This window comes from Escherichia sp. WS2035, from assembly GCF_046487065.1.
In the GTDB taxonomy this organism is placed as follows: Bacteria; Pseudomonadota; Gammaproteobacteria; order Enterobacterales; family Enterobacteriaceae; genus Escherichia; species Escherichia coli.
Genome location: NZ_JBJQKD010000007.1, coordinates 71,667 through 95,878, shown reverse-complemented (window position 1 = coordinate 95,878; position 24,212 = coordinate 71,667). Strand labels below are relative to the sequence as shown.

General features: G+C 50.5%; 24 protein-coding genes and 2 pseudogenes. 14 read left to right on the top strand and 12 right to left on the bottom strand.

Annotation, left to right across the window (positions count from 1 at the left end; all coding sequences use genetic code 11):
* Positions 1-79 precede the first annotated feature (79 nt).
* A pseudogene (narX, locus tag ACJHX4_RS13470) lies at positions 80-1,875 on the top strand (nitrate/nitrite two-component system sensor histidine kinase NarX).
* Complete coding sequence (gene narL / locus ACJHX4_RS13465; RefSeq protein WP_000070491.1) at positions 1,868-2,518, top strand: two-component system response regulator NarL; 651 nt, start codon at positions 1,868-1,870, stop codon at positions 2,516-2,518. Before narX ends, narL begins: the two are co-directional and overlap by 8 nt.
* On the opposite strand, the gene ychO is transcribed toward narL, so the two are convergent.
* On the bottom strand, positions 2,519-3,913 hold the full coding sequence (gene ychO / locus ACJHX4_RS13460) for an inverse autotransporter invasin YchO (RefSeq protein WP_000086187.1): 1,395 nt from the start codon (positions 3,911-3,913) through the stop codon (positions 2,519-2,521). It abuts the gene before it with no gap.
* A gap of 184 nt (positions 3,914-4,097) precedes the next feature.
* Here ychO and ychN point away from each other — a divergent pair, with 184 nt between their 5' ends.
* Positions 4,098-4,451: a DsrE/F sulfur relay family protein YchN gene (gene ychN / locus ACJHX4_RS13455; protein WP_001169659.1), complete on the top strand. Its 354-nt coding sequence runs from the start codon at positions 4,098-4,100 to the stop codon at positions 4,449-4,451.
* 43 nt (positions 4,452-4,494) lie between these two features.
* On the opposite strand, the gene chaC is transcribed toward ychN, so the two are convergent.
* A complete protein-coding gene (gene chaC, locus ACJHX4_RS13450; RefSeq protein ID WP_001295621.1) occupies positions 4,495-5,190 on the bottom strand; it encodes a glutathione-specific gamma-glutamylcyclotransferase in 696 nt (231 codons plus the stop codon).
* Positions 5,191-5,338: 148 nt separating this feature from the next.
* The gene (gene chaB, locus ACJHX4_RS13445; protein WP_000120702.1) at positions 5,339-5,578 is read right to left on the bottom strand and encodes a putative cation transport regulator ChaB; all 240 of its coding nucleotides are present in this window, start codon (positions 5,576-5,578) and stop codon (positions 5,339-5,341) included.
* Between the two features lie 269 nt (positions 5,579-5,847).
* Here chaB and chaA point away from each other — a divergent pair, with 269 nt between their 5' ends.
* Together chaA and ACJHX4_RS13435 are read left to right on the top strand one after the other, a co-directional pair.
* Positions 5,848-6,948, top strand: a complete 1,101-nt coding sequence (gene chaA / locus ACJHX4_RS13440) for a sodium-potassium/proton antiporter ChaA (RefSeq protein ID WP_000063608.1) — start codon at positions 5,848-5,850, stop codon at positions 6,946-6,948.
* A 404-nt stretch (positions 6,949-7,352) separates the two neighbouring features.
* Positions 7,353-7,460 carry a type I toxin-antitoxin system toxin Ldr family protein gene (locus tag ACJHX4_RS13435; RefSeq protein ID WP_001531632.1) on the top strand — a complete coding sequence of 36 codons (108 nt, stop codon included), beginning with the start codon at positions 7,353-7,355 and terminating at the stop codon, positions 7,458-7,460.
* A 148-nt stretch (positions 7,461-7,608) separates the two neighbouring features.
* On the opposite strand, the gene kdsA is transcribed toward ACJHX4_RS13435, so the two are convergent.
* The 6 genes from kdsA to hemA are packed head-to-tail and all read right to left on the bottom strand — an operon-like array spanning position 7,609 to position 12,914.
* Positions 7,609-8,463: a 3-deoxy-8-phosphooctulonate synthase gene (gene kdsA / locus ACJHX4_RS13430; protein ID WP_000811065.1), complete on the bottom strand. Its 855-nt coding sequence runs from the start codon at positions 8,461-8,463 to the stop codon at positions 7,609-7,611.
* A gap of 35 nt (positions 8,464-8,498) precedes the next feature.
* A complete protein-coding gene (sirB1, locus tag ACJHX4_RS13425; RefSeq protein WP_001257044.1) occupies positions 8,499-9,308 on the bottom strand; it encodes an invasion regulator SirB1 in 810 nt (269 codons plus the stop codon).
* Positions 9,309-9,311: 3 nt separating this feature from the next.
* Positions 9,312-9,704 carry an invasion regulator SirB2 gene (gene sirB2, locus ACJHX4_RS13420; protein WP_000200375.1) on the bottom strand — a complete coding sequence of 131 codons (393 nt, stop codon included), beginning with the start codon at positions 9,702-9,704 and terminating at the stop codon, positions 9,312-9,314.
* Positions 9,701-10,534, bottom strand: coding sequence for a peptide chain release factor N(5)-glutamine methyltransferase (gene prmC, locus ACJHX4_RS13415; protein WP_000456450.1), 834 nt, complete (start codon positions 10,532-10,534; stop codon positions 9,701-9,703). The genes sirB2 and prmC overlap by 4 nt, the downstream gene beginning before the upstream one ends.
* Positions 10,534-11,616 (bottom strand): peptide chain release factor 1, encoded by a 1,083-nt coding sequence (gene prfA / locus ACJHX4_RS13410; RefSeq protein WP_000804726.1) that lies wholly within the window; start codon positions 11,614-11,616, stop codon positions 10,534-10,536. The genes prmC and prfA overlap by 1 nt, the downstream gene beginning before the upstream one ends.
* A 41-nt stretch (positions 11,617-11,657) precedes the next feature.
* Positions 11,658-12,914: a glutamyl-tRNA reductase gene (hemA, locus tag ACJHX4_RS13405; protein WP_001296006.1), complete on the bottom strand. Its 1,257-nt coding sequence runs from the start codon at positions 12,912-12,914 to the stop codon at positions 11,658-11,660.
* Between the two features lie 213 nt (positions 12,915-13,127).
* Here hemA and lolB point away from each other — a divergent pair, with 213 nt between their 5' ends.
* The 4 genes from lolB to dauA all read left to right on the top strand — a co-directional run bounded on the left by lolB (position 13,128) and on the right by dauA (position 17,504).
* Positions 13,128-13,751 (top strand): lipoprotein insertase outer membrane protein LolB, encoded by a 624-nt coding sequence (gene lolB / locus ACJHX4_RS13400; protein WP_000174480.1) that lies wholly within the window; start codon positions 13,128-13,130, stop codon positions 13,749-13,751.
* On the top strand, positions 13,751-14,602 hold the full coding sequence (gene ispE, locus ACJHX4_RS13395; RefSeq protein WP_001260309.1) for a 4-(cytidine 5'-diphospho)-2-C-methyl-D-erythritol kinase: 852 nt from the start codon (positions 13,751-13,753) through the stop codon (positions 14,600-14,602). The genes lolB and ispE overlap by 1 nt, the downstream gene beginning before the upstream one ends.
* A 150-nt stretch (positions 14,603-14,752) precedes the next feature.
* A complete protein-coding gene (prs, locus tag ACJHX4_RS13390) occupies positions 14,753-15,700 on the top strand; it encodes a ribose-phosphate diphosphokinase (RefSeq protein ID WP_001298109.1) in 948 nt (315 codons plus the stop codon).
* 124 nt (positions 15,701-15,824) lie between these two features.
* Positions 15,825-17,504: a C4-dicarboxylic acid transporter DauA gene (dauA, locus tag ACJHX4_RS13385; RefSeq protein ID WP_001033350.1), complete on the top strand. Its 1,680-nt coding sequence runs from the start codon at positions 15,825-15,827 to the stop codon at positions 17,502-17,504.
* Positions 17,505-17,558: 54 nt separating this feature from the next.
* Here dauA and ychH read toward each other — a convergent pair whose 3' ends face one another.
* Positions 17,559-17,837 carry a stress-induced protein YchH gene (gene ychH / locus ACJHX4_RS13380; RefSeq protein WP_000823885.1) on the bottom strand — a complete coding sequence of 93 codons (279 nt, stop codon included), beginning with the start codon at positions 17,835-17,837 and terminating at the stop codon, positions 17,559-17,561.
* Between the two features lie 277 nt (positions 17,838-18,114).
* Here ychH and pth point away from each other — a divergent pair, with 277 nt between their 5' ends.
* From pth to ACJHX4_RS13360, 4 genes are all read left to right on the top strand, one after another.
* Positions 18,115-18,699 carry an aminoacyl-tRNA hydrolase gene (gene pth, locus ACJHX4_RS13375; protein WP_000152940.1) on the top strand — a complete coding sequence of 195 codons (585 nt, stop codon included), beginning with the start codon at positions 18,115-18,117 and terminating at the stop codon, positions 18,697-18,699.
* 116 nt (positions 18,700-18,815) lie between these two features.
* Positions 18,816-19,907, top strand: coding sequence for a redox-regulated ATPase YchF (gene ychF / locus ACJHX4_RS13370; protein WP_000505872.1), 1,092 nt, complete (start codon positions 18,816-18,818; stop codon positions 19,905-19,907).
* Positions 19,908-20,121: 214 nt separating this feature from the next.
* The gene (locus tag ACJHX4_RS13365; protein WP_000954595.1) at positions 20,122-21,297 is read left to right on the top strand and encodes a tyrosine-type recombinase/integrase; all 1,176 of its coding nucleotides are present in this window, start codon (positions 20,122-20,124) and stop codon (positions 21,295-21,297) included.
* Between the two features lie 110 nt (positions 21,298-21,407).
* Positions 21,408-22,543 (top strand): IS3-like element ISEc24 family transposase gene (locus ACJHX4_RS13360; RefSeq protein WP_076611385.1). Its coding sequence is split into 2 segments (ribosomal slippage): positions 21,408-21,654 and positions 21,654-22,543, totalling 1,137 coding nucleotides; the frame shifts between segments, so codons are not numbered across the junction.
* A gap of 622 nt (positions 22,544-23,165) precedes the next feature.
* Here the strand turns inward: ACJHX4_RS13360 and ACJHX4_RS13355 are convergent.
* A pseudogene (locus tag ACJHX4_RS13355) lies at positions 23,166-23,534 on the bottom strand (ATP-binding protein); the annotation flags it as partial.
* 84 nt (positions 23,535-23,618) lie between these two features.
* Positions 23,619-23,816 carry a hypothetical protein gene (locus ACJHX4_RS13350; RefSeq protein ID WP_001531630.1) on the bottom strand — a complete coding sequence of 66 codons (198 nt, stop codon included), beginning with the start codon at positions 23,814-23,816 and terminating at the stop codon, positions 23,619-23,621.
* 158 nt (positions 23,817-23,974) lie between these two features.
* Between ACJHX4_RS13350 and ACJHX4_RS13345 the strand changes: the two genes are divergently transcribed.
* Positions 23,975-24,112, top strand: a complete 138-nt coding sequence (locus tag ACJHX4_RS13345; RefSeq protein WP_001296004.1) for a hypothetical protein — start codon at positions 23,975-23,977, stop codon at positions 24,110-24,112.
* Positions 24,113-24,212: the final 100 nt, after the last annotated feature.

Sequence of the window (24,212 nt, the reverse complement as noted above, 5' to 3'; positions counted from 1 at the left end):
GAGAATACTGCCATTCCAGAATGTATCGTCACATTCATTAAGGTTATTGCTCATTTAAAGCCTGAAGGAAGAGGTTTACATGCTTAAACGTTGTCTCTCTCCGCTCACCCTGGTTAATCAGGTTGCGCTTATTGTGTTGCTTTCTACTGCTATTGGACTGGCAGGGATGGCGGTTTCTGGCTGGCTGGTGCAAGGCGTTCAGGGCAGCGCCCATGCGATCAACAAAGCGGGATCGCTGCGCATGCAAAGTTACCGTCTGTTGGCAGCAGTGCCATTAAGCGAGAAAGACAAGCCCTTAATTAAAGAGATGGAACAAACAGCATTTAGCGCCGAGTTGACTCGAGCAGCAGAACGAGACGGGCAACTGGCGCAATTACAGGGTTTACAAGATTACTGGCGTAATGAACTGATCCCTGCACTGATACGTGCACAAAACCGCGAAACGGTGTCAGCGGATGTCAGCCAGTTTGTTGCCGGGCTTGATCAGCTGGTATCTGGTTTTGATCGCACCACGGAAATGCGCATTGAGACAGTGGTGCTGGTCCATCGGGTAATGGCGGTATTTATGGCACTTTTACTGGTATTCACTATTATCTGGTTGCGGGCGAGATTGCTACAACCGTGGCGGCAACTGCTGGCAATGGCGAGTGCCGTCAGCCATCGCGATTTTACCCAACGCGCAAACATCAGCGGGCGCAACGAAATGGCGATGCTTGGAACTGCGTTGAACAATATGTCTGCAGAACTGGCGGAAAGTTATGCCGTACTTGAGCAGCGGGTTCAGGAGAAAACCGCTGGGCTGGAGCATAAAAATCAGATCCTCTCTTTTTTATGGCAGGCTAACCGCCGTTTGCATTCCCGCGCCCCGCTGTGTGAACGCCTGTCACCTGTACTCAACGGCTTACAGAATTTAACCCTGCTACGTGATATCGAACTGCGGGTGTATGGCACTGATGATGAAGAGAATCATCAGGAGTTTACCTGCCAGTCAGATATGACTTGTGATGATAAAGGCTGCCAGCTCTGCCCGCGCGGCGTATTACCCGTTGGCGATCGCGGCACAACCCTGAAGTGGCGGCTGGCTGACACTCATACGCAGTACGGTATTTTGCTGGCGACCCTGCCGCAGGGGCGTCATCTTAGCCATGATCAACAACACTGGTGGATACCCTGGTTGAACAACTCACCGCCACGCTGGCGCTGGATCGCCATCAGGAACGTCAGCAACAGTTGATCGTGATGGAAGAGCGTGCCACCATTGCGCGCGAACTGCATGATTCTATTGCCCAATCTCTCTCTTGCATGAAGATGCAGGTGAGTTGCTTACAGATGCAGGGCGATGCGCTGCCAGAAAGCAGCCGCGAACTGTTAAGTCAGATCCGTAACGAACTGAATGCATCCTGGGTGCAGTTGCGTGAATTGCTCACCACATTCCGTTTGCAGCTCACCGAGCCTGGATTACGTCCGGCGCTGGAGGCGAGTTGCGAAGAGTACAGCGCCAAATTTGGCTTCCCGGTGAAGCTGGATTATCAATTGCCGCCTCGTCTGGTGCCTTCGCATCAGGCAATCCACTTGTTGCAAATTGCCCGTGAGGCATTAAGTAACGCCCTCAAACATTCGCAAGCGAGTGAGGTCGTGGTGACGGTGGCGCAAAACGATAATCAGGTCAAACTGACCGTCCAGGATAACGGCTGCGGCGTGCCTGAAAATGCCATCCGCAGCAATCACTACGGCATGATAATAATGCGCGACCGTGCGCAAAGTTTACGAGGCGATTGCCGCGTCCGCCGTCGTGAATCAGGTGGCACCGAAGTGGTGGTCACCTTTATTCCCGAAAAAACTTTCACAGACGTCCAAGGAGATACCCATGAGTAATCAGGAACCGGCTACTATCCTGCTGATCGACGATCACCCGATGTTGCGAACTGGCGTAAAACAGCTTATCAGTATGGCACCAGATATCACTGTGGTTGGCGAAGCGAGTAATGGCGAACAGGGTATTGAACTGGCGGAGTCTCTTGATCCCGATCTGATCCTGTTAGATCTCAATATGCCCGGCATGAACGGTCTGGAAACGCTGGATAAACTGCGCGAAAAGTCCCTCTCCGGGCGCATTGTGGTATTCAGCGTCTCTAACCATGAAGAAGATGTGGTCACCGCACTGAAACGCGGCGCGGATGGCTATCTGTTAAAAGATATGGAACCGGAAGATCTGCTGAAAGCGTTACATCAGGCAGCTGCTGGCGAAATGGTATTAAGCGAAGCATTAACGCCTGTTCTGGCCGCCAGCTTGCGCGCTAACCGTGCCACTACTGAGCGCGATGTTAACCAGTTAACCCCACGCGAGCGCGATATTCTCAAGCTGATTGCCCAGGGTTTGCCGAACAAGATGATTGCCCGCCGCCTGGACATCACCGAAAGCACAGTAAAAGTTCACGTCAAGCACATGCTGAAGAAAATGAAGCTAAAGTCTCGCGTGGAAGCTGCGGTATGGGTGCATCAGGAGCGCATTTTCTGATTACGGTTCCCAGCGCAGTTCGTCGTTTGACAATGCGTCGAACGGTTCGACAAGCGTTAGCGTGATCTCATTGGAGGAGACACGCTGCCCCTGGTTATCTTCCACCACTACAGACAATCGCCAGTGATTGCTCGCCCCTTCCCCGTTCTGCCAGTCAGGCATGATCAGCGTCCAGCCCTCCTCACTGTTGGCTTGTGCGCCCGGCGTCAAACTTAATATCTGCGTATCGCCCTGCCAAATCAGTTGCCGAATACCGTAACGACTGCGGATTTGTAATTTCAGCGGCACTGTTTCGCCAGGTTTTAGATCCCACGGCGGTGTCGCCAGAAACACCGTTAACGTTTTTCGCTGTCGGTACTCAAGAGTCGGAAGATTATTTCGCTGCGGATTGTCATAGCGACTACCACGTAACGACTGACTTTCGACAACCTCGCCCGCAGAAAGTTGTTTTTTGAGCGGTACACCAAAGCGGTAGTTAAGATTCAGCCCGAGGTTATTTTGATTCTCGCCACTTTCACCCTGTTTATGCTGGGCCGTCACAGTGACTAAGGGCACAGGGGTGTAATTTAATCCCAGACTCAACGCGACGGGATTGTGATAACCCGTACCAGAGTTAAACAAATCGACACGATCACCAAAATACTGTTCTACGCTGACACTGGTATTGAGGTGTTGATAGAACGGCATGCGCATCCGGGCTGTCAGGTCGTACCCGCGCGCCATCCGTTGTTCCTGCGTGGCAGTCTGTTCATGCCATGCAGCAAACGGCTGATAAAAGTTTGCCGATAGTCGCAAATATTCGCCCCACGCTTCAGCGCCAAAGCCCGCTCGCTGAAGATTTTCGTCCAGCAAGTTGTCATAAAAAGTGTTATAACCCACCAGCCAGCTGCCGCGCGCCCAGCGTTGCCCAACGCCCACATTGCTCACCAGCCCATCATCCTGCTGAGTAAGACCAAGCTGGCTCCAGGTGAGATAACGATCATTATCTTGTAACGGCACAAACCAGCTTCCACGACTGCCGGTGAAATGTCCTTCGTTATCCACTTTGACGTCAACACTGGCATTTCCCCACGGTGATAGCCAGGACTCTACGTGCTGATTAACCTGTTGACTAAGCGCATCGCGGACTTTTCCCAATGCGAAAGCTTTTGCCTGCTCGCCAGTATCCAGCCCGTTATCATTCATACTGGTTTCGCCGAAATCTTTCACAATTTCAGCAAAGTGTTTTTCCCCATCATGATGTTCAGGTGCCATGCCTAAATCCGGCAGACCATCATTGCTATTCTCAAAGTGATTTGCCGCTTTTTGCTCGAAGGTAGATTGTGCGTTAGCTGTACCGCCTGCCGCCAGCAAGAGTAAATAAAACGGAATAATGCGAGGAACGAAACGGCTCAAAACGTCGGTAACTTCCGGTAAAAATGAAAAACCATAGCCTTAAAGAATAACGATTACTGGCACCTTTTGTCGTATTTTCTCGCGCTTTCAGGAAAATCCTTAAAAATGTGACCGATTGGTCAGACGCTGCAGAAGCAGTAAGATAGAAGATGAGTGTCTAATTCCCTGAATACAGGAGTAAATAATGCAAAAAATCGTGATCGTTGCCAATGGCGCACCTTACGGGAGCGAATCCTTGTTTAACAGCTTGCGGCTGGCCATTGCGTTACGAGAGCAGGAGAACAATCTGGATCTGCGTCTGTTCCTGATGTCTGATGCGGTCACAGCCGGGTTGCGCGGGCAAAAACCAGGGGAAGGCTACAACATTCAGCAAATGCTGGAGATCCTTACCGCTCAGAATGTACCGGTGAAATTGTGCAAAACCTGTACCGACGGGCGCGGGATTAGTACACTTCCTCTGATTGATGGGGTGGAAATCGGTACTCTTGTTGAACTGGCGCAATGGACGCTGTCAGCCGATAAAGTGCTCACATTTTAATGTTTGAGGGGGCGTCGGACGCCCCACTATGAGGGAAGTTTACTCAGGCGAATCCCGGCCGTAACACACCATCCGGATAATTCTCCGCCAGCAGTTTTTTTACCGATACCAGCAAATCATTCAGCCCATCGTCCTGCATTCCCAGTTTGATAAGCTCCTGTTCCAGTGAAAACAGGTATTGTGCATTGGTTCCCAGCGGACCGCTCGCCGCGGCAATCAACGGCGCTATGACCTGAGCGCGAGTGTCAGATTCATATTCTGGATGTCGCGGGTCCATAATAAACACAATGGCGTTTACTGTGCGTCCATCATCAAGATCAAGCTGACACCAGGTTGGCAGATAACAGCCGGTAATCATCTCACGCTTCCACAGCAGGGTTAGTTCCTGCTCCAGCGTCTCTTCTGGCAGTCGATAGGCGACGCCTGTGGTGCGTCCGCCCTCTTTCAGTGCAAGCATTCGTCCCGGCTGGTGCGCAGTCCCGCGCCCGGCGGTCAGACGCAGGCAAAACGCGCGATGCCATCCAACCAGTGTACCGGTGCACGACTCGGTAAACTCCAGTGCCGGATTCCACATCAACGATCCATAACCGAAGATCCACACCGGTCCCTCATCAGGTCGACAAGCCAGCGTCGCCGCCAGCGAAGCCGCCCGTTGTTCTGCTGACCATAAGAGTGATTCTTCAATGGCACCAAATGCCGTTTTACAATCGGCATTCATCAAGAAATCACGCGTTATCACCTTACACCTCCGCCACTGCATACTTCCCTGCGACAACTTTTTGGTGTCTTCCGGACATTTTTACTGCTCATTTTGAAACCACTAACGGGACAATATGCAATCCACGGACCACTTGCAAGGCAACACCGCACGAATAGCTTTAACTAAGCTACCGGTTTGACGATTTTTTATGCCATTTATCATCATCCCCTTTGGCATATTCATGCTTCACAGCAGCCCAGGCCACTTTATGCGCTGTTTCTTCGCGACTGGCGTCATCACGCCGATCTTCTTTATCTTTATATTGATCCCATGCGCTGTTGAACGCTTCTTTATAGATATCCTGGGCATGAGACGGAAGCACGTGCTTTACGCTTTCCGGCAGATCGCTTTTCGTTTTATACGACATCGTTGACTCCTTTTACAAAGTTGAACATTAAGTGTGGTCAACAATATCTACTCTTGCCAAAACATAAGAATTTTCATGTCAGACTCTTCTTAAGAAGTGCTAAAACAAACATTGTCTAAACGTATTACTTATTTTTATGCCCAAATGAGTAAAAAACCGACAGCGGGGTAAAAATTCGTAAAATGTTACCGATATCCAGACAATTTCTGTTATTTTTCCTACCTATTTTTTACATTTTCGATAAATTCATCTGCAAAGGGATAACCATAATGTCAAATGCTCAAGAGGCGGTAAAAACCCGCCACAAGGAGACTTCGCTTATTTTCCCGGTTCTGGCGCTGGTAGTGCTGTTCCTGTGGGGAAGCAGCCAGACACTACCAGTGGTCATTGCCATCAATCTTCTTGCGCTTATTGGTATTTTAAGTAGCGCCTTTAGTGTTGTCCGTCATGCGGACGTATTAGCCCATCGCCTGGGAGAACCTTACGGTTCGCTTATTCTTAGCCTTTCAGTGGTTATTCTTGAAGTCAGTTTGATTTCAGCTTTAATGGCAACCGGCGATGCCGCGCCAACGCTAATGCGTGATACGCTCTATTCAATCATTATGATTGTTACAGGTGGGCTGGTTGGCTTTTCATTATTGTTGGGCGGACGTAAGTTTGCCACCCAATATATGAATCTGTTTGGTATCAAGCAGTATTTAATTGCGCTGTTCCCCCTGGCGATAATCGTACTGGTATTTCCAATGGCTCTGCCTGCGGCGAATTTTTCAACAGGTCAGGCGTTACTGGTAGCATTAATTTCTGCGGCAATGTATGGCGTATTTTTGCTGATCCAGACCAAAACGCATCAAAGTTTGTTTGTCTACGAGCACGAAGATGACAGTGATGATGACGACCCGCACCACGGTAAACCGTCTGCCCATAGCAGCCTGTGGCATGCCATCTGGTTGATTGTCCATCTGATTGCCGTTATTGCAGTCACCAAAATGAACGCCAGCCCGCTGGAGACATTGCTCGACAGCATGAATGCGCCTGTCGCCTTTACTGGCTTCCTGGTGGCTCTGTTGATTCTGTCGCCGGAAGGTTTAGGTGCGTTAAAAGCAGTGTTGAATAACCAGGTCCAGCGCGCGATGAATCTGTTCTTTGGTTCAGTGTTGGCAACCATTTCGCTTACCGTACCTGTCGTCACGCTAATTGCCTTTATGACGGGTAACGAATTGCAGTTTGCACTTGGTGCGCCAGAAATGGTGGTGATGGTGGCCTCTTTAGTACTGTGCCATATCTCCTTCTCCACCGGACGAACTAACGTGCTCAATGGCGCAGCGCATCTGGCACTGTTTGCCGCCTATTTGATGACGATATTTGCCTGACAGTTATATCTCCTCCGATGACGGAAATCGGGGGAGATAATATAAATTCCTGCTTATTATATTTCTTCATACTAGCTGGACAGGTTGTTAATCAGAATTGCAAGCCTGTACCACAACCTGCACGAAATGACTGCAACAGCTGTTGAAAAACCGGAATGTACTCTTTATTGCAAACATTTCAGGGATGAAGTGAAGATGAATTGCGACGTAGTATCCACACCAAGCCGGCGTTATCCGGTGAGGCGCAATGTTGCGGGGGCTTTATCCCTGGTGGCATTGGTTGCTGGAAAGAGAAAACCCCCGCACGTTGAGAGGTACAACCTGACAACAGAACGGGGGCTAATCTTGAACCAGAACAATTCAAGAATAGCCGCAAAATGTTGTCATTACAACAAGGCGGCTATATGACGCTCGCGCAGTTTGCCATGATTTTCTGGCACAACCTGGCGGCACCGATCCTGGCGGGGATTATTACCGCAGTGATTGTCAGCTGGTGGCGTAACCGGAAGTAAGGTGAAAACGGGCGTCAGGCTGCCGTGATGGCAATATGCGCCCGAAACCGGCCGCAGGGGTAACAGCCTGCGGCCTTTTTTGTATCCGGCACCCATGAAAAAAGTCTTAACGCAGAACGCTAAGACTTTATTTTTCAGGCAAAAAAGATTACTTGCTGGTATCCAGTTCTTCGAAACCTTTCACCAGATCATCAATCGCTTTCATTTGCTTGAGGAACGGTTCCAGTTTAGCCAGCGGCAGCGCGGATGGACCATCACATTTCGCATGTTCCGGATCCGGATGCGCTTCAATAAACAGCCCCGCCAGACCTACCGCCATACCGGCTCTTGCCAGCTCAGCCACCTGAGCACGGCGACCGCCGGAAGCTGCGCCAAATGGATCGCGACATTGCAGTGCGTGGGTAACGTCGAAAATCACCGGCGAATTACCAGACACTTTCTTCATGATGCTGAAGCCCAGCATATCGACAACCAGGTTGTCATAGCCGAAGTTAGCACCGCGATCGCAAAGAATCACTTTTTCGTTGCCGCCTTCTTTGAATTTATCAACGATATTACCCATCTGTCCCGGGCTGACAAACTGTGGTTTCTTGACGTTAATTACCGCACCGGTTTTCGCCATGGCTTCAACCAGGTCAGTCTGGCGAGCAAGAAACGCCGGCAACTGAATCACATCCACGACATCAGCAACGGGCTGTGCCTGACTTGGTTCGTGAACGTCGGTGATAATTTTCACGCCAAAAGTCTGCTTCAACTCCTGGAAGATTTTCATCCCTTCTTCCAGGCCCGGTCCACGATAAGAGTGGATGGAGGAGCGGTTGGCTTTGTCAAAAGAGGCTTTGAACACGTAAGGGATACCCAGTTTCTGGGTCACGGTTACGTAGTGCTCGCAAATGCGCATCGCCAGATCGCGAGATTCCAGCACGTTCATACCGCCAAACAGTACGAACGGCAGGTCATTTGCTACGTTGATGTCACCAATGCTAACCACTTTTTGTTTCATAGGATCGCCTTAATCTTGAGTAAAATGTCGATTAATTAATGCAGCACAATATGTTTATGCGCGATGTTATTTATTTGCGCACGGATCATTTCGCTGATCGGGTCTTCCGGACACTGTTCAACGAAATAACTTAAATCGTTCAACGCAACGTGTTCGCAATCCAGTTGCGCATAAATCAACCCGCGATCGCGAATTTCATAGGGATCTTCCGGGTTGAATTGTAATAAAGCTTCGCTGGTGCGTAACGCCAGCTCCATCTGATTTTCTTCCATCAACGAAGCTTTGAGTGTATCCAGCAATTTGCGGATTACCTCAATGTTATCAGCTTCATCAAGGTCTTCATAAAACAGTTCCGCCGACGGGCTGATATTTCCCTTTAACCACACATCCAGCATATGTTCGCTTAACGATTCACCGTTAAAAGGATTAATCAGCCAAATTTCGCCATCCGGACATTCAATGCGCAATATCAGCTGCGTAGGGAAAATCACCGGCAGCAGCGGCAAATCGAGACGATTCGCGACCCATAATAAAACCGCACCTAATGATACCGCACTGCCCTGTCGATTCTTTAACACCTGGTCCAGCCATAATGCATCGGAAAGACGATAAACGCCGCGTGAGGCTTTAAATCCCCAGTCGCCGTAAAACAGCGCGATCAGTTTTTCCAACTGCTCTTCTAAAGGCAGAAGCTGGCTAATTTCTTCCTTCGCCAGACTAACGAGACGCTCCAGTTCGTCGTAAACATCTTGCGAGGGAAAATCGCGGCGGATTGCTTCGCAAGCCAGGATCATGCCTTCGCACAATGGCGCTTTATTAAATTCGAAATCAGCTAACGATCTCATGACTTACCCCAGTAACGGTACTTTTGTGGTGGCGAGTTTAATGATGATGTACAGCACCACCAACGCCAGCGGGAAGGCAATAATGCGCGCCTGCTGACTGTGCATCCGACGATAATCGAGTGCAATAAAACCCAAAACGATATAAATGATAACTCCAAACAGCTTTTCAGTCAGCCACTGTGCCTGCCCGGAAAATGGCTGGATGTGCGCTTTAGCCATCAACGCAATGCCGCTTAACAATAACAGCGTATCGACAACCGGCGGCACAATGCGCGTCCAGCGAGCAAATGCCTGTGGATGCTTCTGATAACGTAGCCAGAAACGTAAGGTCAATAGCCCAACAGAAAGCGCGATACTAATGAGATGAACGCTAAGCAACGTAGAAAAACTTGTCATTGATAATAGCGGCCGAGCGTTACGCGCTCGTTATCCCCATAGTCACGGCAGGTTTCGACGTCATGATACCCCGCGAGGATAAATGCCTGTCGCACCGCTTCACCCTGCTGCCAGCCATGCTCCAGAAGCAGAAAGCCGCCGGATACCAGCGCGTTACGCGACTGTTCGATGATATGCACGATGTCTGCCATTCCACTGTCTGCCGCAACCAGCGCAGTGAGCGGCTCAAAGCGGACATCGCCTTGTTGAAGATGTGGGTCCTGCTCGTCAATATACGGCGGATTGCTGACAATCATCGCAAACTGCTGCCCGGCTAGCGCGCTAAACCAGTCGCTTTGCAGAATGTGGATATTTTTGATAGCCAGATGCTGGGCATTACGTTGTGCCAGGGCGACAGCATCGGGCATACGATCTACAGCGATAATTTCGCAGTCCGGGCGCTCGCTGGCAAGCGCAAGCGCAATCGCCCCGGTACCCGTTCCGAGATCGAGAATACGGCAAGGTTGTTCAGGCAACCGCGCCAGTGCCTGCTCCACCAGACACTCCGTATCCGGGCGCGGAATTAAGGTCGCTGGCGAAACAAATAACGGCAACGACCAGAATTCTCGCACCCCGGTTAAATGAGCAATGGGTTCACCATCGCGACGACGCGTCAGTAGCGCATCAAGTTGCTGACATTGTTCGTCAGTCAGCTGCGTTTCACCAAAGGCGAGAATAAAAGTACGCCCTTTGCCGGTAACATGCTCCAGCAGGATTTCAGCATCACGCCGCGGGCTTTCGCTCGCCTGAAGTTGGCTTATTGCTTCACGTAACCAGTGTTGATATTCCATTATTCCTGCTCGGACAACGCCGCCAGTTGGTCGGCCTGATGTTCCTGGATAATCGGTTCAATCAGCATATCCAGCTTACCTTCCATCACTTCATCCAGGCGGTAGAGCGTCAGGTTGATGCGGTGATCGGTAACGCGCCCCTGCGGGAAGTTGTAAGTACGGTTACGGTCGCTGCGATCGCCACTCCCCAGCAGGTTACGACGGGTAGACGCTTCGGCCTGTTGCCGTTTTGCCATTTCAGCAGCGTGGATGCGAGCACCGAGTACAGAAAGTGCTTTAGCTTTGTTTTTATGTTGTGAACGTTCGTCCTGACATTCAACAACAATCCCGGTCGGCAAGTGAGTAATACGAATTGCCGAATCGGTGGTGTTAACGTGCTGACCACCCGCCCCTGACGAGCGGAAAGTATCTATGCGCAAATCTGCTGGGTTGATGTCCGGCAGTTCTGCATCAGGCAGTTCTGGCATTACCGCAACGGTACAAGCAGAAGTATGAATACGACCCTGCGATTCCGTAGCAGGAACACGCTGCACGCGATGACCGCCAGATTCGAATTTCAAACGACCATATACACCATCACCGCTAATTTTGGCGATGATCTCTTTATAACCACCATGTTCACCCTCGCTGGCGCTCATGATTTCTACACGCCAGCGGCGGGCTTCGGCGTAACGGCTGTACATACGGAACAGATCGCCAGCGAACAGCGCCGCTTCGTCGCCGCCGGTTCCGGCACGGACTTCGAGGAAGGCGTTACGTTCGTCATCAGGATCTTTTGGTAGTAACAGAACCTGTAATTGCTGTTCCAGTTGCTCGCTTTTTTCTTTAGCTTCGCGCAGTTCATCCTGCGCCATCTCACGCATTTCAGGATCGTCAAGCATCATCTGTGCGGTTTCGATATCTTCCTGAACCTGTTGCCAGTCGGTAAAACAGCGCGAAACATCACTTAACTGCGCATATTCGCGTGATAATGCGCGAAAACGTTCCTGGTCGGCGATAGTTTGCGCGTCACCCAGCAACGCCTGAACTTCTTCATGGCGTTCATGCAGGGCTTCCAGTTTGGCAACGATAGAAGGCTTCATAGGCGTAAATGCACCCTGTAAAAAAAGAAAATGATGTACTGCTACTCCAGCCCGAGGCTGTCGCGCAGAATATTCAGGCGTTCGTTATCCCCGTCACGGGCGGCCTGTTGAAGTGATTTTGTTGGCGCATGGATCAAGCGGTTAGTCAGTTTCCATGCCAGATCCTGCATAATGGCTTGTGCGTCGCCGCCCTGCTCAAGGGCCGCTAACGCTTTGGCGGTTAACTCATCGCGAACGTGCTCTGCCTGGCTGCGATACTCGCGAATAGTTTCGCTGGCGCTTTGTGCACGCAGCCACGCCATAAATTCGCTGGTTTCCTGAGCGACAATAGTTTCCGCCTCAACCGCTGCGGCTTTACGCTGCGCCAGGTTGTGCGAAATGATGCTTTGCAGATCGTCCACGCTATAAAGATAAGCATTCGCCAGTTTGCCAACTTCCGGCTCAACATCGCGCGGAACAGCAATATCCACCAACAGCATTGGTTGGTTGCGACGGCTTTTTAATGCGCGCTCCACCATGCCTTTCCCGATAATCGGTAACGGGCTGGCGGTGGAACTGATGATGATATCGGCTTCGCGCAGACGTTCGTCGATATCACTCAGGGCAATAATTTCCGCGCCGACTTCATCTGCCAGAATTTGGGCACGTTCGCGAGTGCGGTTGGCGATAATCATCTTCTGTACTTTGTGTTCGCGCAGATGACGCGCCACCAGCTCGATGGTTTCGCCCGCACCCACCAGCAGTACTGTCACCGTAGAGAGCGATTCAAAGATCTGCCGCGCCAGCGTACAAGCCGCAAAAGCGACAGACACAGCACTGGCACCGATATCTGTTTCAGTGCGAACGCGTTTCGCCACAGAGAAAGATTTCTGAAACATGCGTTCCAGTTCGCTGGCCTTCATATGACCTTTTTGCGAATCGGCAAACGCTTTTTTAACCTGACCGAGGATCTGCGGCTCGCCAAGGACGAGAGAATCAAGCCCACTGGCAACGCGCATTAAATGACTGACCGCATCGTTATCCTGATGCCAGTAGAGGCTATTACGCAGATCGTCTTCGTTGAGATTATGGTAATCACACAACCAGCGAATGAGCGCCTCTTGCAGGTCATCCCGTTCTTCAACGCTGAGATAAAGTTCTGTGCGGTTACACGTCGACAGCACCACGCCGCCCTGCACCATCGGCTGCGCGAGCAGACTGTCAAGCGCCTGATCGAGCTTATCCGGCGAAAACGATACACGTTCTCGCAGCGATACAGGTGCCGTTTTATGGTTGATACCGAGTGCTAAAAGGGTCATGTCTGCGGGAAATAATACCAACGTTGATAGGGTTAGTCTGCTTGCATCATACAGGATGCGTAAGATCAATAAAAGAGAGCGCCCCCTTTTGGAGTAATTGCCGAAAGCCGTTAGATTCTGGCAATTAAGACAACGTGAACATAGACGATGGCTAACGGTAACGCTAGCATTAAGGGTTATAACTGCAACGTATCTCAAGGACTTGTCATTATTATGACCCTGCCCGATTTTCGCTTTATCCGCCTGCTACCGCTAGCTGCCCTCGTGCTCACTGCCTGTTCTGTTACCACACCCAAAGGCCCAGGCAAAAGCCCGGATTCGCCACAGTGGCGTCAGCACCAGCAAGACGTGCGTAATCTTAATCAGTATCAGACTCGCGGTGCATTCGCTTATATTTCCGACCAACAAAAAGTGTACGCTCGCTTCTTCTGGCAACAAACCGGCCAGGATCGCTATCGTCTGCTGTTAACTAACCCATTGGGCAGCACGGAACTGGAGCTGAATGCTCAGCCGGGTAACGTACAATTAGTCGACAATAAAGGTCAGCGTTACACCGCCGATGACGCCGAAGAGATGATTGGTAAACTAACCGGAATGCCGATTCCGCTCAACAGCTTGCGCCAGTGGATTTTAGGTTTACCGGGTGATGCGACCGATTACAAACTGGACGACCAGTACCGCCTGAGCGAAATCACCTACAGCCAGAATGGCAAAAACTGGAAAGTTGTTTACGGTGGTTATGACACAAAAACTCAACCTGCGATGCCAGCCAATATGGAACTCACCGACGGTGGTCAACGCATCAAGTTAAAAATGGATAACTGGATAGTGAAATAATGCGGACACAGTGGCCCTCTCCGGCAAAACTTAATCTGTTTTTATACATTACCGGTCAGCGTGCGGATGGTTACCACACGCTGCAAACGCTGTTTCAGTTTCTTGATTACGGCGACATCATCAGCATTGAGCTTCGTGACGATGGGGATATTCGTCTGTTAACGCCCGTTGAAGGCGTGGAACATGAAGATAACCTGATCGTTCGCGCAGCGCGGTTGTTGATGAAAACTGCGGCAGACAGCGGGCGTCTTTCGACGGGAAGCGGTGCGAATATCAGCATTGACAAGCGTTTGCCGATGGGCGGCGGTCTCGGCGGTGGTTCATCCAATGCCGCGACGGTTCTGGTGGCGTTAAATCATCTCTGGCAATGCGGACTAAGCATGGATGAGCTGGCGGAAATGGGGCTGACGCTGGGCGCAGATGTTCCTGTCTTTGTTCGTGGTCATGCCGCGTTTGCCGAAGGCGTTGGTGAAATACTAACGCCGGTGGATCCGCCAGAGAAGTGGTATCTGGTGGCGCACCCTGGTGTAAGTATTCCGACACCGGTGATTTTTAAAGATCCTGAACTCCCGCGCAATACGCCAAAAAGGTCAATAGAAACGTTGCTAAAATGTGAATTCAGCAATGATTGCGAGGTTATCGCAAGAAAACGTTTTCGCGAGGTTGATGCGGTGCTTTCCTGGCTGTTAGAATACGCCCCGTCGCGCCTGACTGGGACAGGGGCCTGTGTCTTTGCTGAATTTGATACAGAGTCTGAAGCCCGCCAGGTGCTAGAGCAAGCCCCGGAATGGCTCAATGGCTTTGTGGCGAAAGGCGTTAATCTTTCCCCATTGCACAGAGCCATGCTTTAAGCCGGGCAAGCTGAGTTTCGGTGACAACGTCACCTTGTTCCAGACGTTGCATCGCGCTCTTTAATACACCGCCTGGAAAGAATCATGCCTGGCCCGCACAGTTTTCGGCAGATTCTTTCCACCAATGGACGCATGCCTGAGGTTCTTCTCGTGCCTGATATGAAGCTTTTTGCTGGTAACGCCACCCCGGAACTAGCACAACGTATTGCCAACCGCCTGTACACTTCACTCGGCGACGCCGCTGTAGGTCGCTTTAGCGACGGCGAAGTCAGTGTACAAATTAATGAAAATGTACGCGGTGGTGATATTTTCATCATCCAGTCCACTTGTGCCCCTACTAACGACAACCTGATGGAATTAGTCGTTATGGTTGATGCCCTGCGTCGTGCTTCCGCAGGTCGTATCACCGCTGTTATCCCCTACTTTGGCTATGCGCGCCAGGACCGTCGCGTCCGTTCCGCTCGTGTACCAATCACTGCGAAAGTGGTTGCAGACTTCCTCTCCAGCGTCGGTGTTGACCGTGTGCTGACAGTGGATCTGCACGCTGAACAGATTCAGGGTTTCTTCGACGTTCCGGTTGATAACGTATTTGGTAGCCCGATCCTGCTGGAAGACATGCTGCAGCTGAATCTGGATAACCCAATTGTGGTTTCTCCGGACATCGGCGGCGTTGTGCGTGCCCGCGCTATCGCTAAGCTGCTGAACGATACCGATATGGCAATCATCGACAAACGTCGTCCGCGTGCGAACGTTTCCCAGGTGATGCATATCATCGGTGACGTTGCAGGTCGTGACTGCGTACTGGTCGATGATATGATCGACACTGGCGGTACGCTGTGTAAAGCTGCTGAAGCTCTGAAAGAACGTGGTGCTAAACGTGTATTTGCGTACGCGACTCACCCGATCTTCTCTGGCAACGCGGCGAACAACCTGCGTAACTCTGTAATTGATGAAGTCGTTGTCTGCGATACCATTCCGCTGAGCGATGAAATCAAATCACTGCCGAACGTGCGTACTCTGACCCTGTCAGGTATGCTGGCCGAAGCGATTCGTCGTATCAGCAACGAAGAATCGATATCTGCCATGTTCGAACACTAATCGAACCCGGCTCAAAGACCCGCTGCGGCGGGTTTTTTTGTCTGTAATATCCATTTGTATGACCTATGCCTCCTTCACCTGCCATTTAGTTGACAGATGATGCGCTCACGGATGAAACATTATTGTGAACAAAATATTTTCCTCACATGTGATGCCTTTCCGCGCTCTGATCGACGCTTGCTGGAAAGAAAAATATACTGCCGCACGGTTTACCCGTGACCTGATTGCCGGGATAACCGTCGGGATTATTGCTATCCCGCTGGCGATGGCGTTGGCTATTGGTAGTGGTGTGGCACCCCAGTACGGTTTATATACCGCAGCTGTTGCGGGGATTGTCATTGCTCTGACGGGAGGGTCACGCTTTAGCGTTTCCGGTCCGACTGCGGCATTTGTGGTAATTCTCTATCCCGTTTCGCAACAGTTTGGACTGGCAGGACTGCTGGTTGCGACCTTGCTGTCGGGGATCTTTTTGATTCTGATGGGGCTGGCACGCTTTGGTCGCCTGATTGAGTATATTCCGGTTTCCGTCACCTTAGGTTTCACCTCGGGTATCGGGATCACCATCGGTACCATGCAGATTAAAGATTTTCTCGGTCTGCAAATGGCCCATGTCCCGGAACATTATCTACAAAAAGTCGGCGCATTATTTATGGCGCTGCCGACCATTAATGTGGGTGATGCAGCCATTGGCATTGTGACGCTTGGCATTCTGGTTTTCTGGCCGCGTCTGGGCATACGTTTACCCGGCCACCTTCCGGCCTTGCTGGCTGGTTGCGCGGTGATGGGGATTGTTAACCTGCTCGGCGGACATGTTGCTACCATCGGTTCGCAATTCCACTACGTCCTGGCCGATGGTTCTCAGGGTAACGGTATTCCGCAACTGCTGCCGCAACTGGTGCTGCCGTGGGATCTGCCTAATTCAGAATTCACGCTAACCTGGGATTCTATTCGCACACTGCTGCCTGCGGCATTCTCAATGGCAATGCTCGGCGCAATCGAATCTCTGCTCTGCGCCGTGGTGCTGGATGGTATGACCGGGACGAAACACAAGGCGAACAGCGAACTGGTTGGACAGGGACTGGGGAATATTATCGCTCCGTTCTTTGGTGGCATTACCGCTACAGCTGCCATCGCGCGTTCTGCCGCTAACGTCCGTGCCGGGGCAACTTCCCCTATCTCGGCGGTGATCCACTCTATTCTGGTTATTCTTGCCCTGCTGGTACTGGCACCGCTGCTCTCCTGGCTGCCACTTTCCGCCATGGCAGCCCTGCTGTTGATGGTGGCGTGGAACATGAGTGAAGCGCACAAAGTGGTCGACTTGCTGCGTCATGCACCGAAAGATGACATCATCGTCATGCTGCTGTGCATGTCGCTGACCGTGCTGTTCGATATGGTTATTGCCATCAGCGTGGGGATCGTGCTGGCATCGCTGCTGTTTATGCGTCGTATCGCACGTATGACTCGCCTGGCACCGGTAGTCGTAGACGTTCCAGACGATGTCCTGGTTCTGCGCGTTATTGGCCCGCTGTTTTTTGCTGCCGCTGAAGGCTTATTCACGGACCTGGAGTCACGTCTTGAAGGCAAACGGATTGTGATTCTGAAGTGGGATGCCGTTCCGGTACTTGATGCTGGTGGTCTTGATGCGTTCCAGCGTTTTGTGAAGCGTCTGCCCGAAGGATGTGAACTGCGCGTGTGCAACCTGGAATTCCAGCCACTGCGCACTATGGCTCGCGCAGGCATTCAACCGATCCCGGGACGCCTCGCATTCTTCCCGAATCGTCGCGCGGCGATGGCGGATTTATAAGTACGAGATTGACCAGTCAGCGCAAACTGACTGGTCAGCAAACTGCATTATTTGTTAGCTATGACGGCGATTATCGCTACGGCGGCAACGTTTGTCATAGTGGCGAACCCACCAGTAACGGTCGCACACCTGTTCATGCCCGCCAACACGGGCACCCGCCAGCCAGAGAATCGCACCGACGAAAATACTTAGCACAGCACCATGTGCGAAATACTGGGGCATATTAAACTGTGGTAACTGGTTGAGGATTGAATACCCCACGCCGACCACCATTACCACCAGACCCAACCCCATGAGCACGTTACCGAGTAACGAAGCGTTTTTGCGTTTCATATGTCACCTCCGGAACTTTCTGGGTTGTAACAGGGAATACCCCTCTTCCTTATGTGTAAAGTATAGACAACACCCTGTGGGTTATGTGCGGGTGTGATCACAATTACAACCCTTATTTCAACAAAACTTTACAAATAAACGCCTGAACACCTTGACTTTCTAATAGTCCACTTAGGCAATAATTGCATTATCTGCATTTGATACGCAGTTTTTTGTCAAGCGGGGCCGCAACCAGTAAACTACGCGCCAGTTATGTACACACTCAGGACAAAAAAACGTGACGATTAAATTGATTGTCGGCCTGGCGAACCCCGGTGCTGAATACGCCGCAACGCGACATAATGCTGGTGCCTGGTTCGTTGACTTACTGGCAGAGCGATTGCGCGCTCCGCTGCGCGAAGAGGCTAAATTCTTTGGTTATACTTCGCGAGTCACCCTTGGAGGCGAAGATGTCCGCCTGTTAGTCCCGACTACATTTATGAATCTCAGCGGCAAAGCCGTTGCGGCGATGGCCAGTTTTTTCCGCATTAATCCGGACGAAATTCTGGTGGCCCACGACGAACTGGATCTGCCTCCTGGCGTCGCCAAATTTAAGTTGGGTAGCGGTCATGGTGGTCACAATGGACTGAAAGACATCATCAGTAAATTGGGTAATAACCCTAACTTTCACCGTTTACGCATCGGAATCGGTCATCCGGGCGATAAAAATAAAGTTGTCGGTTTTGTGTTAGGCAAACCGCCTGTTAGTGAACAGAAGTTAATTGATGAAGCCATCGACGAAGCGGCGCGTTGTACTGAAATGTGGTTTACAGATGGCTTGACCAAAGCAACGAACCGATTGCACGCCTTTAAAGCGCAATAAGTCGTTGTCTGCGGCATTTTTGCCGAGTGCCGTGTATAATAGGCAAAGTTATTTCCATTTCTGCAATCTGTTAGCAATAACAGGTTGATTATTAAGATATTAAGGTGATTTAAATCATGGGATTCAAATGCGGTATCGTCGGTTTGCCCAACGTCGGGAAATCTACCCTGTTCAACGCGCTGACCAAAGCCGGTATTGAAGCGGCCAACTTTCCATTCTGCACCATTGAGCCGAACACTGGCGTCGTACCAATGCCTGACCCTCGCCTGGATCAACTGGCTGAAATCGTAAAACCGCAGCGTACACTTCCCACGACCATGGAATTTGTCGATATCGCCGGTCTGGTAAAAGGCGCATCGAAAGGCGAAGGTCTGGGTAACCAGTTCCTGACCAACATCCGTGAAACCGAAGCGATCGGTCACGTTGTTCGCTGCTTTGAAAATGACAACATCATTCACGTTTCCGGCAAAGTTAACCCGGCGGATGATATTGAAGTTATCAACACCGAACTGGCGCTGGCGGATCTCGACACCTGTGAACGTGCGATTCATCGCGTACAGAAGAAAGCCAAAGGTGGCGATAAAGACGCGAAAGCCGAGCTGGCGGTACTGGAAAAATGCCTGCCCCAGCTGGAAAACGCAGGTATGCTGCGCGCGCTGGATTTAAGCGCTGAAGAGAAAGCGGCTGTTCGTTACCTGAGCTTCCTGACGCTAAAACCAACAATGTACATCGCCAACGTCAACGAAGACGGTTTTGAAAACAACCCGTATCTTGACCAGGTGCGTGAAATCGCAGCGAAAGAAGGTTCTGTTGTAGTTCCGGTTTGTGCTGCTGTTGAAGCAGACATTGCCGAACTGGACGACGAAGAGCGTGACGAGTTTATGCAGGAGCTTGGGCTGGAAGAGCCGGGCCTGAACCGTGTGATCCGTGCCGGTTATAAGCTGCTGAACCTGCAAACTTACTTCACCGCTGGGGTGAAAGAAGTGCGTGCATGGACCATTCCGGTTGGTGCAACCGCGCCGCAGGCAGCGGGCAAAATCCATACTGATTTTGAAAAAGGCTTTATCCGTGCACAAACCATCTCGTTTGAAGATTTCATCACTTACAAAGGTGAACAAGGCGCGAAAGAAGCAGGCAAAATGCGTGCAGAAGGCAAAGATTACATCGTTAAAGATGGCGATGTGATGAACTTCCTGTTCAACGTCTAAATTAAATCTGCTGTCTCATGAGGTTTCACTGAATCTCATAAGAACCGTAAAACTCTATAAAATCCACGCAATTGCGTGGATTTTTCATTTCGCAATGTCTCAATTCATCTCATAACAACGCTGTCAAAAATGAGTACATGGATGAGTACAACATTCTTCCATCTTCATTTTAAGTGAGTACAATAACGGTATAATAAATAAACAAGGCCCCGTTATGCTCACTGATACGCAATGCCGCACTGCTAAGCCGAAAGAAAAACTCTATCGACTTAATGATTTCAATGGTCTCTACCTCGAAGTGAAACCCAATGGTAAAAAGGCATGGCGCTATCGGTTTAAACTCAACGGTAAATCCAGCATGTTTGCGCTGGGTGAGTACCCGACGGTAAAACTTGCCGAAGCTCGCGAGAAATGCGAGCAAGCGCGTAAGCAAGTCGCAGATGGAGTTAGCCCAACACAGGCTCGTCAGTTAGATAAGATCCGCAAGGTCAACGACGCATCCAACACCTTTGAGCTAATCGCTAAAGAATGGTTGCAGATGAAAGACTGGGCCGGAATTACCAAAACGCGGCGACTGGATATGCTTGAACGTGTGGTTTTTCCCGCCATCGGTAAGCTCCCTGTCAGAGAGATCACTCCACACCATATACTTAAAATTCTTCAGGAAACCGCTAAACGAGGAGCACCAACAGTTGCCGCTGAAGCCCGTCGCACCATTTCATCAGTTTTTGAGTTGGCAGTCGCGACGCTTAGAGCTGATAGCGATCCCGTATGGCCTGTGCGCAAGGCCCTTCCGGCTAATAAGACACAGCACAAACAGGCACTAAATCCCCAACAAATCGGAAAGTTACTAAGCTGTTTTGACAATAGTCGTGGCTCGTATCAGGTTAACTATTGCATGTGGCTTATGTGGTGGACATTGGCGCGTCCTGCAGAAGCCACCGAAGCAGAATGGACAGAATTCAATCTTGATAACGCCCTATGGACTATTCCGGCAGCGCGAATGAAAGCCCGCAGAGAACACGTTATTCCCCTACCCTTCCAAGCTGTCAAAATGCTCAGAACACTACAGGGATTAACCGGGCATCGGCAGCACCTTTTCCCGGGCAGAGACAATCCGCTAGGTCCAATGACATCGCACTCACTGCGCCAGCTACTTAAAAGCCTCGGCTGGAGTGGTACATATAGCCCACATGCAACCCGGACCACAGGAAGTACCCGTTTAAACGAGTTGGGCTATCGACCTGATGCTATTGAGGCCCAACTTGCGCACGCTGATACCAACAATGTTCGTCGCACATACAACCATGCAACTTATCTTGATGAGCGTAAAGTGATGATGCAGGAATGGGCTGATATGTTGGACAAATGGGTAGCAGGATTCAAGTAGAACTTGCTGCACAAAGTGAACCACGAGGATAGAACTTATTCCTCAAGGTTCTGGAGTGCCCCCAAGCCCGTAGACAAATCTGCCCTATAGTTTGAGCATAGGAGGAGTCTATGGGCACACCACGATTTACCCCAGAGTTTAAGGAAGAAGCTGTCCGTCAGGTCACTGAACGGGGCTATTCCGTTGCCGATGTTTCTGAACGCCTCGGCGTATCGGCTCACAGCCTTTATAAGTGGGTCCGGTCAGTCAGACCGGATAACAGCGGGCATCAGGCGCAGGATTTACTGGATGCGCGGACGGAGATTCTCAGGCTTAAAGCGCAGCTTAAACGTACTGAGGAAGAACGGGATATTCTGAAAAAGGCAGCGCGGTACTTTGCAAGGGAGCCCGACTGAAGTACCGCTTCATCAACGATCACCGTGAAATCTGGTCGATCGTAACAATGTGTCGGGTTCTGAAGGTCGCCCGTGCGGGATTTTACGTCTGGCTTCATCGCCCTGTTTCTGCCGGAGAAAAGGATAATCAGCGGTTGCTGGAGCTCATCCGCGATGCTTATGCACTGAGCGGCGGAGTCTACGGTTATCGCAGGGTTCACGGCGATCTTCGTGAAATCGGTGAAGTATGCAGCAGAAACCGTGTTGCCAGAATCATGAAGCGGAACAGGATACAGGCCGTACATGGCTATAAGGTCCCGCGTGGCGTCAGGGGAAGGCCGTCACTGATAGCTCCTAATCGCGTACAGAGGGAATTTACGATGGTAAAACCCAACCAGGTGTGGGTGACTGATATTACCTACATCCGCACCTGGCAGGGTTGGCTGTATCTGGCGGTGGTTATCGATCTTTTTGCCCGTAATGTGGTGGGCTGGTCGATGAAACCAACGCTGTCGCGCGAGCTGGCACTGGATGCGCTGCTGATGGCAGTCTGGCGGCGTAAGCCTGCAGAAAACGTCATAGTGCACAGCGATCAGGGCAGTCAGTATGGCAGTGATGACTGGCAGCGGTTCTGCAGGGCCAACAATCTGGCGCCGAGTATGAGCCGTCGTGGCAACTGCTGGGATAATGCGGTGGCAGAATCGTTCTTCAGTTCACTGAAAAAAGAGCGCATCAGAAAGCGGATATATAAAACCCGGGACATGGCCCGGGCGGATATCTTCGATTACATTGAAGTGTTCTACAACCGGACCCGGCGCCACAGTCATCTGGGTGGCGTCAGCCCGGAGGCCTTCGAAAAGGCCTCACCGTGAGGACAGAAACTGTCTACCGGAATGTGGTCACTCCACTTGAGTCGTCTTGCTGTACTCCTTTGGCCAATCCATTTAGCTCTCCAACGTGATGTTTTCAACGGTAACAAAAGTAACAATATAACATGCAGTCATTTCAACGATCTCAGTGTTACCACCCATTTTGAGCAATCATATCAAAGTAACAAAAGGGGAATATTGTGTGGTTCATCGCTGAAAGCAGGCTAAGATCACCTGCCGGCTATGCATATCATGAAAGTGCTAAATGTCCCGTCTTGTTTATCAACCGAGATAAGCTGTAATTGACTGAGTGGCTCCCCTTAATGCTTTTTCTCAATCAACAGATATGGATGGGACCAGTCAGTGACCTCTTTATATGAAAAAAACCCATCGTGCTCCAGTGCGCAAACGCCCTTATGACTGGCAACGTAATCGTAAACAGCCCGGCTTTCCAGTCCCTGTAACATGTGCGAAAGCAGCTTTCGGCGCATCACATCTGACTTCCTGCGTTTACTGTCAACAACGGGTAATAAAGTGATCCACTAACCGTCACCACCAACGGTTTAATATTGATCCACCTTGTTTACTCAGGATTAGCTTCAGGTATAACCCCGGCCTTTCGTTTCTACTTCAGTCGATAGCTCTCTCCTTTTATCTGGACTACGTGTGAGTGATGTAAGATACGGTCCAGCATCGCCGATGTCAGGGCTGCATCCCTGGCGAACGTCTGATCCCACTGCCCGAACGGCAGGTTGGAGTCCAGGATCATCGCGCTCCTCTCGTAACGTTTAGCGATGACCTGGAAGAACAGCTTGGCTTCTTCCAGACTGAACGGCAGATAACCTATTTCATCGATGATAAGTAGCTTCGGGGCCATGACACCGCGATTGAGTGTCGTTTTGTAACGGCCCTGGCGCTATGAAGTGGATAGCTGTAGCAGCAGGTCCGCTGTTGTGAAGCGAACCTTGATGCCTGCCCGTAGCGGCGGACGCCCATGGCACAGGTGCCGCAGGCGAGCATGCGTTCAACGGAGAGTCGGGTCCATTAGCTGATGCTGTCAGCGTATTTTTCGAGGAATTTATGTAAGAAGCGTCAAAATGAAAGCGCCAACTAATAATGACAGAATTAATAAAATACCAGTAAGCGCGTATGCTATACCTTTTCCAATCTCGTTTTTTATGGTACGTCCAATTGAATAAAGGATTAAAGATACCGATAGCAAAACTATCAAAATAAAACCATACACTAACGCTGCAAGTGGGCCTGGGTTACTCATAATCATCCTTTATGTTTGAAAATATTCTTATTAATACTATGCTGCTTCCTGTCTGATTCTTTTGGTAGTAATGCTGATGGGAATTTGCAATCACATCTCTCCATGTGTACATATCAGTAGAGAAAATACCTGAAAGTGGTCTCCAGAGGGGCCGCATAATGGGTCAACATGGTAAATCTTTACCAAGTTTTGATGCTCCGGAAACGCTTAAGGGCCGTAAAATAGAATGGGAATACGAAAATCTCACCCACGGCAACAAGGCATACAACGGATACGTGACGGCCATTCTTAACTGAAATGAAGATAGCGATAATCAGGATGGCTAAAATAAAAAACGCAGGTATCAAAATCATTCCCATGACTCACGCCCCAGTGAAGTAACATATTATTCACAAA

What these genes read in the sequence shown, in the direction of transcription:
- ychF (WP_000505872.1), top strand. Translation starts at nt 18,816, where the DNA reads ATGGGATTCAAATGCGGTATCGTCGGTTTGCCCAACGTCGGGAAATCT.
- ACJHX4_RS13365 (WP_000954595.1), top strand. Translation starts at nt 20,122, where the DNA reads ATGCTCACTGATACGCAATGCCGCACTGCTAAGCCGAAAGAAAAACTC.
- ACJHX4_RS13350 (WP_001531630.1), bottom strand. Translation starts at nt 23,816, where the DNA reads ATGAGTAACCCAGGCCCACTTGCAGCGTTAGTGTATGGTTTTATTTTG.
- lolB (WP_000174480.1), top strand. Translation starts at nt 13,128, where the DNA reads ATGACCCTGCCCGATTTTCGCTTTATCCGCCTGCTACCGCTAGCTGCC.
- chaB (WP_000120702.1), bottom strand. Translation starts at nt 5,578, where the DNA reads ATGTCGTATAAAACGAAAAGCGATCTGCCGGAAAGCGTAAAGCACGTG.
- sirB1 (WP_001257044.1), bottom strand. Translation starts at nt 9,308, where the DNA reads ATGAGATCGTTAGCTGATTTCGAATTTAATAAAGCGCCATTGTGCGAA.
- ychH (WP_000823885.1), bottom strand. Translation starts at nt 17,837, where the DNA reads ATGAAACGCAAAAACGCTTCGTTACTCGGTAACGTGCTCATGGGGTTG.
- prmC (WP_000456450.1), bottom strand. Translation starts at nt 10,534, where the DNA reads ATGGAATATCAACACTGGTTACGTGAAGCAATAAGCCAACTTCAGGCG.
- kdsA (WP_000811065.1), bottom strand. Translation starts at nt 8,463, where the DNA reads ATGAAACAAAAAGTGGTTAGCATTGGTGACATCAACGTAGCAAATGAC.
- ispE (WP_001260309.1), top strand. Translation starts at nt 13,751, where the DNA reads ATGCGGACACAGTGGCCCTCTCCGGCAAAACTTAATCTGTTTTTATAC.
- ACJHX4_RS13345 (WP_001296004.1), top strand. Translation starts at nt 23,975, where the DNA reads ATGGGTCAACATGGTAAATCTTTACCAAGTTTTGATGCTCCGGAAACG.
- chaA (WP_000063608.1), top strand. Translation starts at nt 5,848, where the DNA reads ATGTCAAATGCTCAAGAGGCGGTAAAAACCCGCCACAAGGAGACTTCG.
- ychN (WP_001169659.1), top strand. Translation starts at nt 4,098, where the DNA reads ATGCAAAAAATCGTGATCGTTGCCAATGGCGCACCTTACGGGAGCGAA.
- ACJHX4_RS13435 (WP_001531632.1), top strand. Translation starts at nt 7,353, where the DNA reads ATGACGCTCGCGCAGTTTGCCATGATTTTCTGGCACAACCTGGCGGCA.
- prfA (WP_000804726.1), bottom strand. Translation starts at nt 11,616, where the DNA reads ATGAAGCCTTCTATCGTTGCCAAACTGGAAGCCCTGCATGAACGCCAT.
- narL (WP_000070491.1), top strand. Translation starts at nt 1,868, where the DNA reads ATGAGTAATCAGGAACCGGCTACTATCCTGCTGATCGACGATCACCCG.
- sirB2 (WP_000200375.1), bottom strand. Translation starts at nt 9,704, where the DNA reads ATGACAAGTTTTTCTACGTTGCTTAGCGTTCATCTCATTAGTATCGCG.
- hemA (WP_001296006.1), bottom strand. Translation starts at nt 12,914, where the DNA reads ATGACCCTTTTAGCACTCGGTATCAACCATAAAACGGCACCTGTATCG.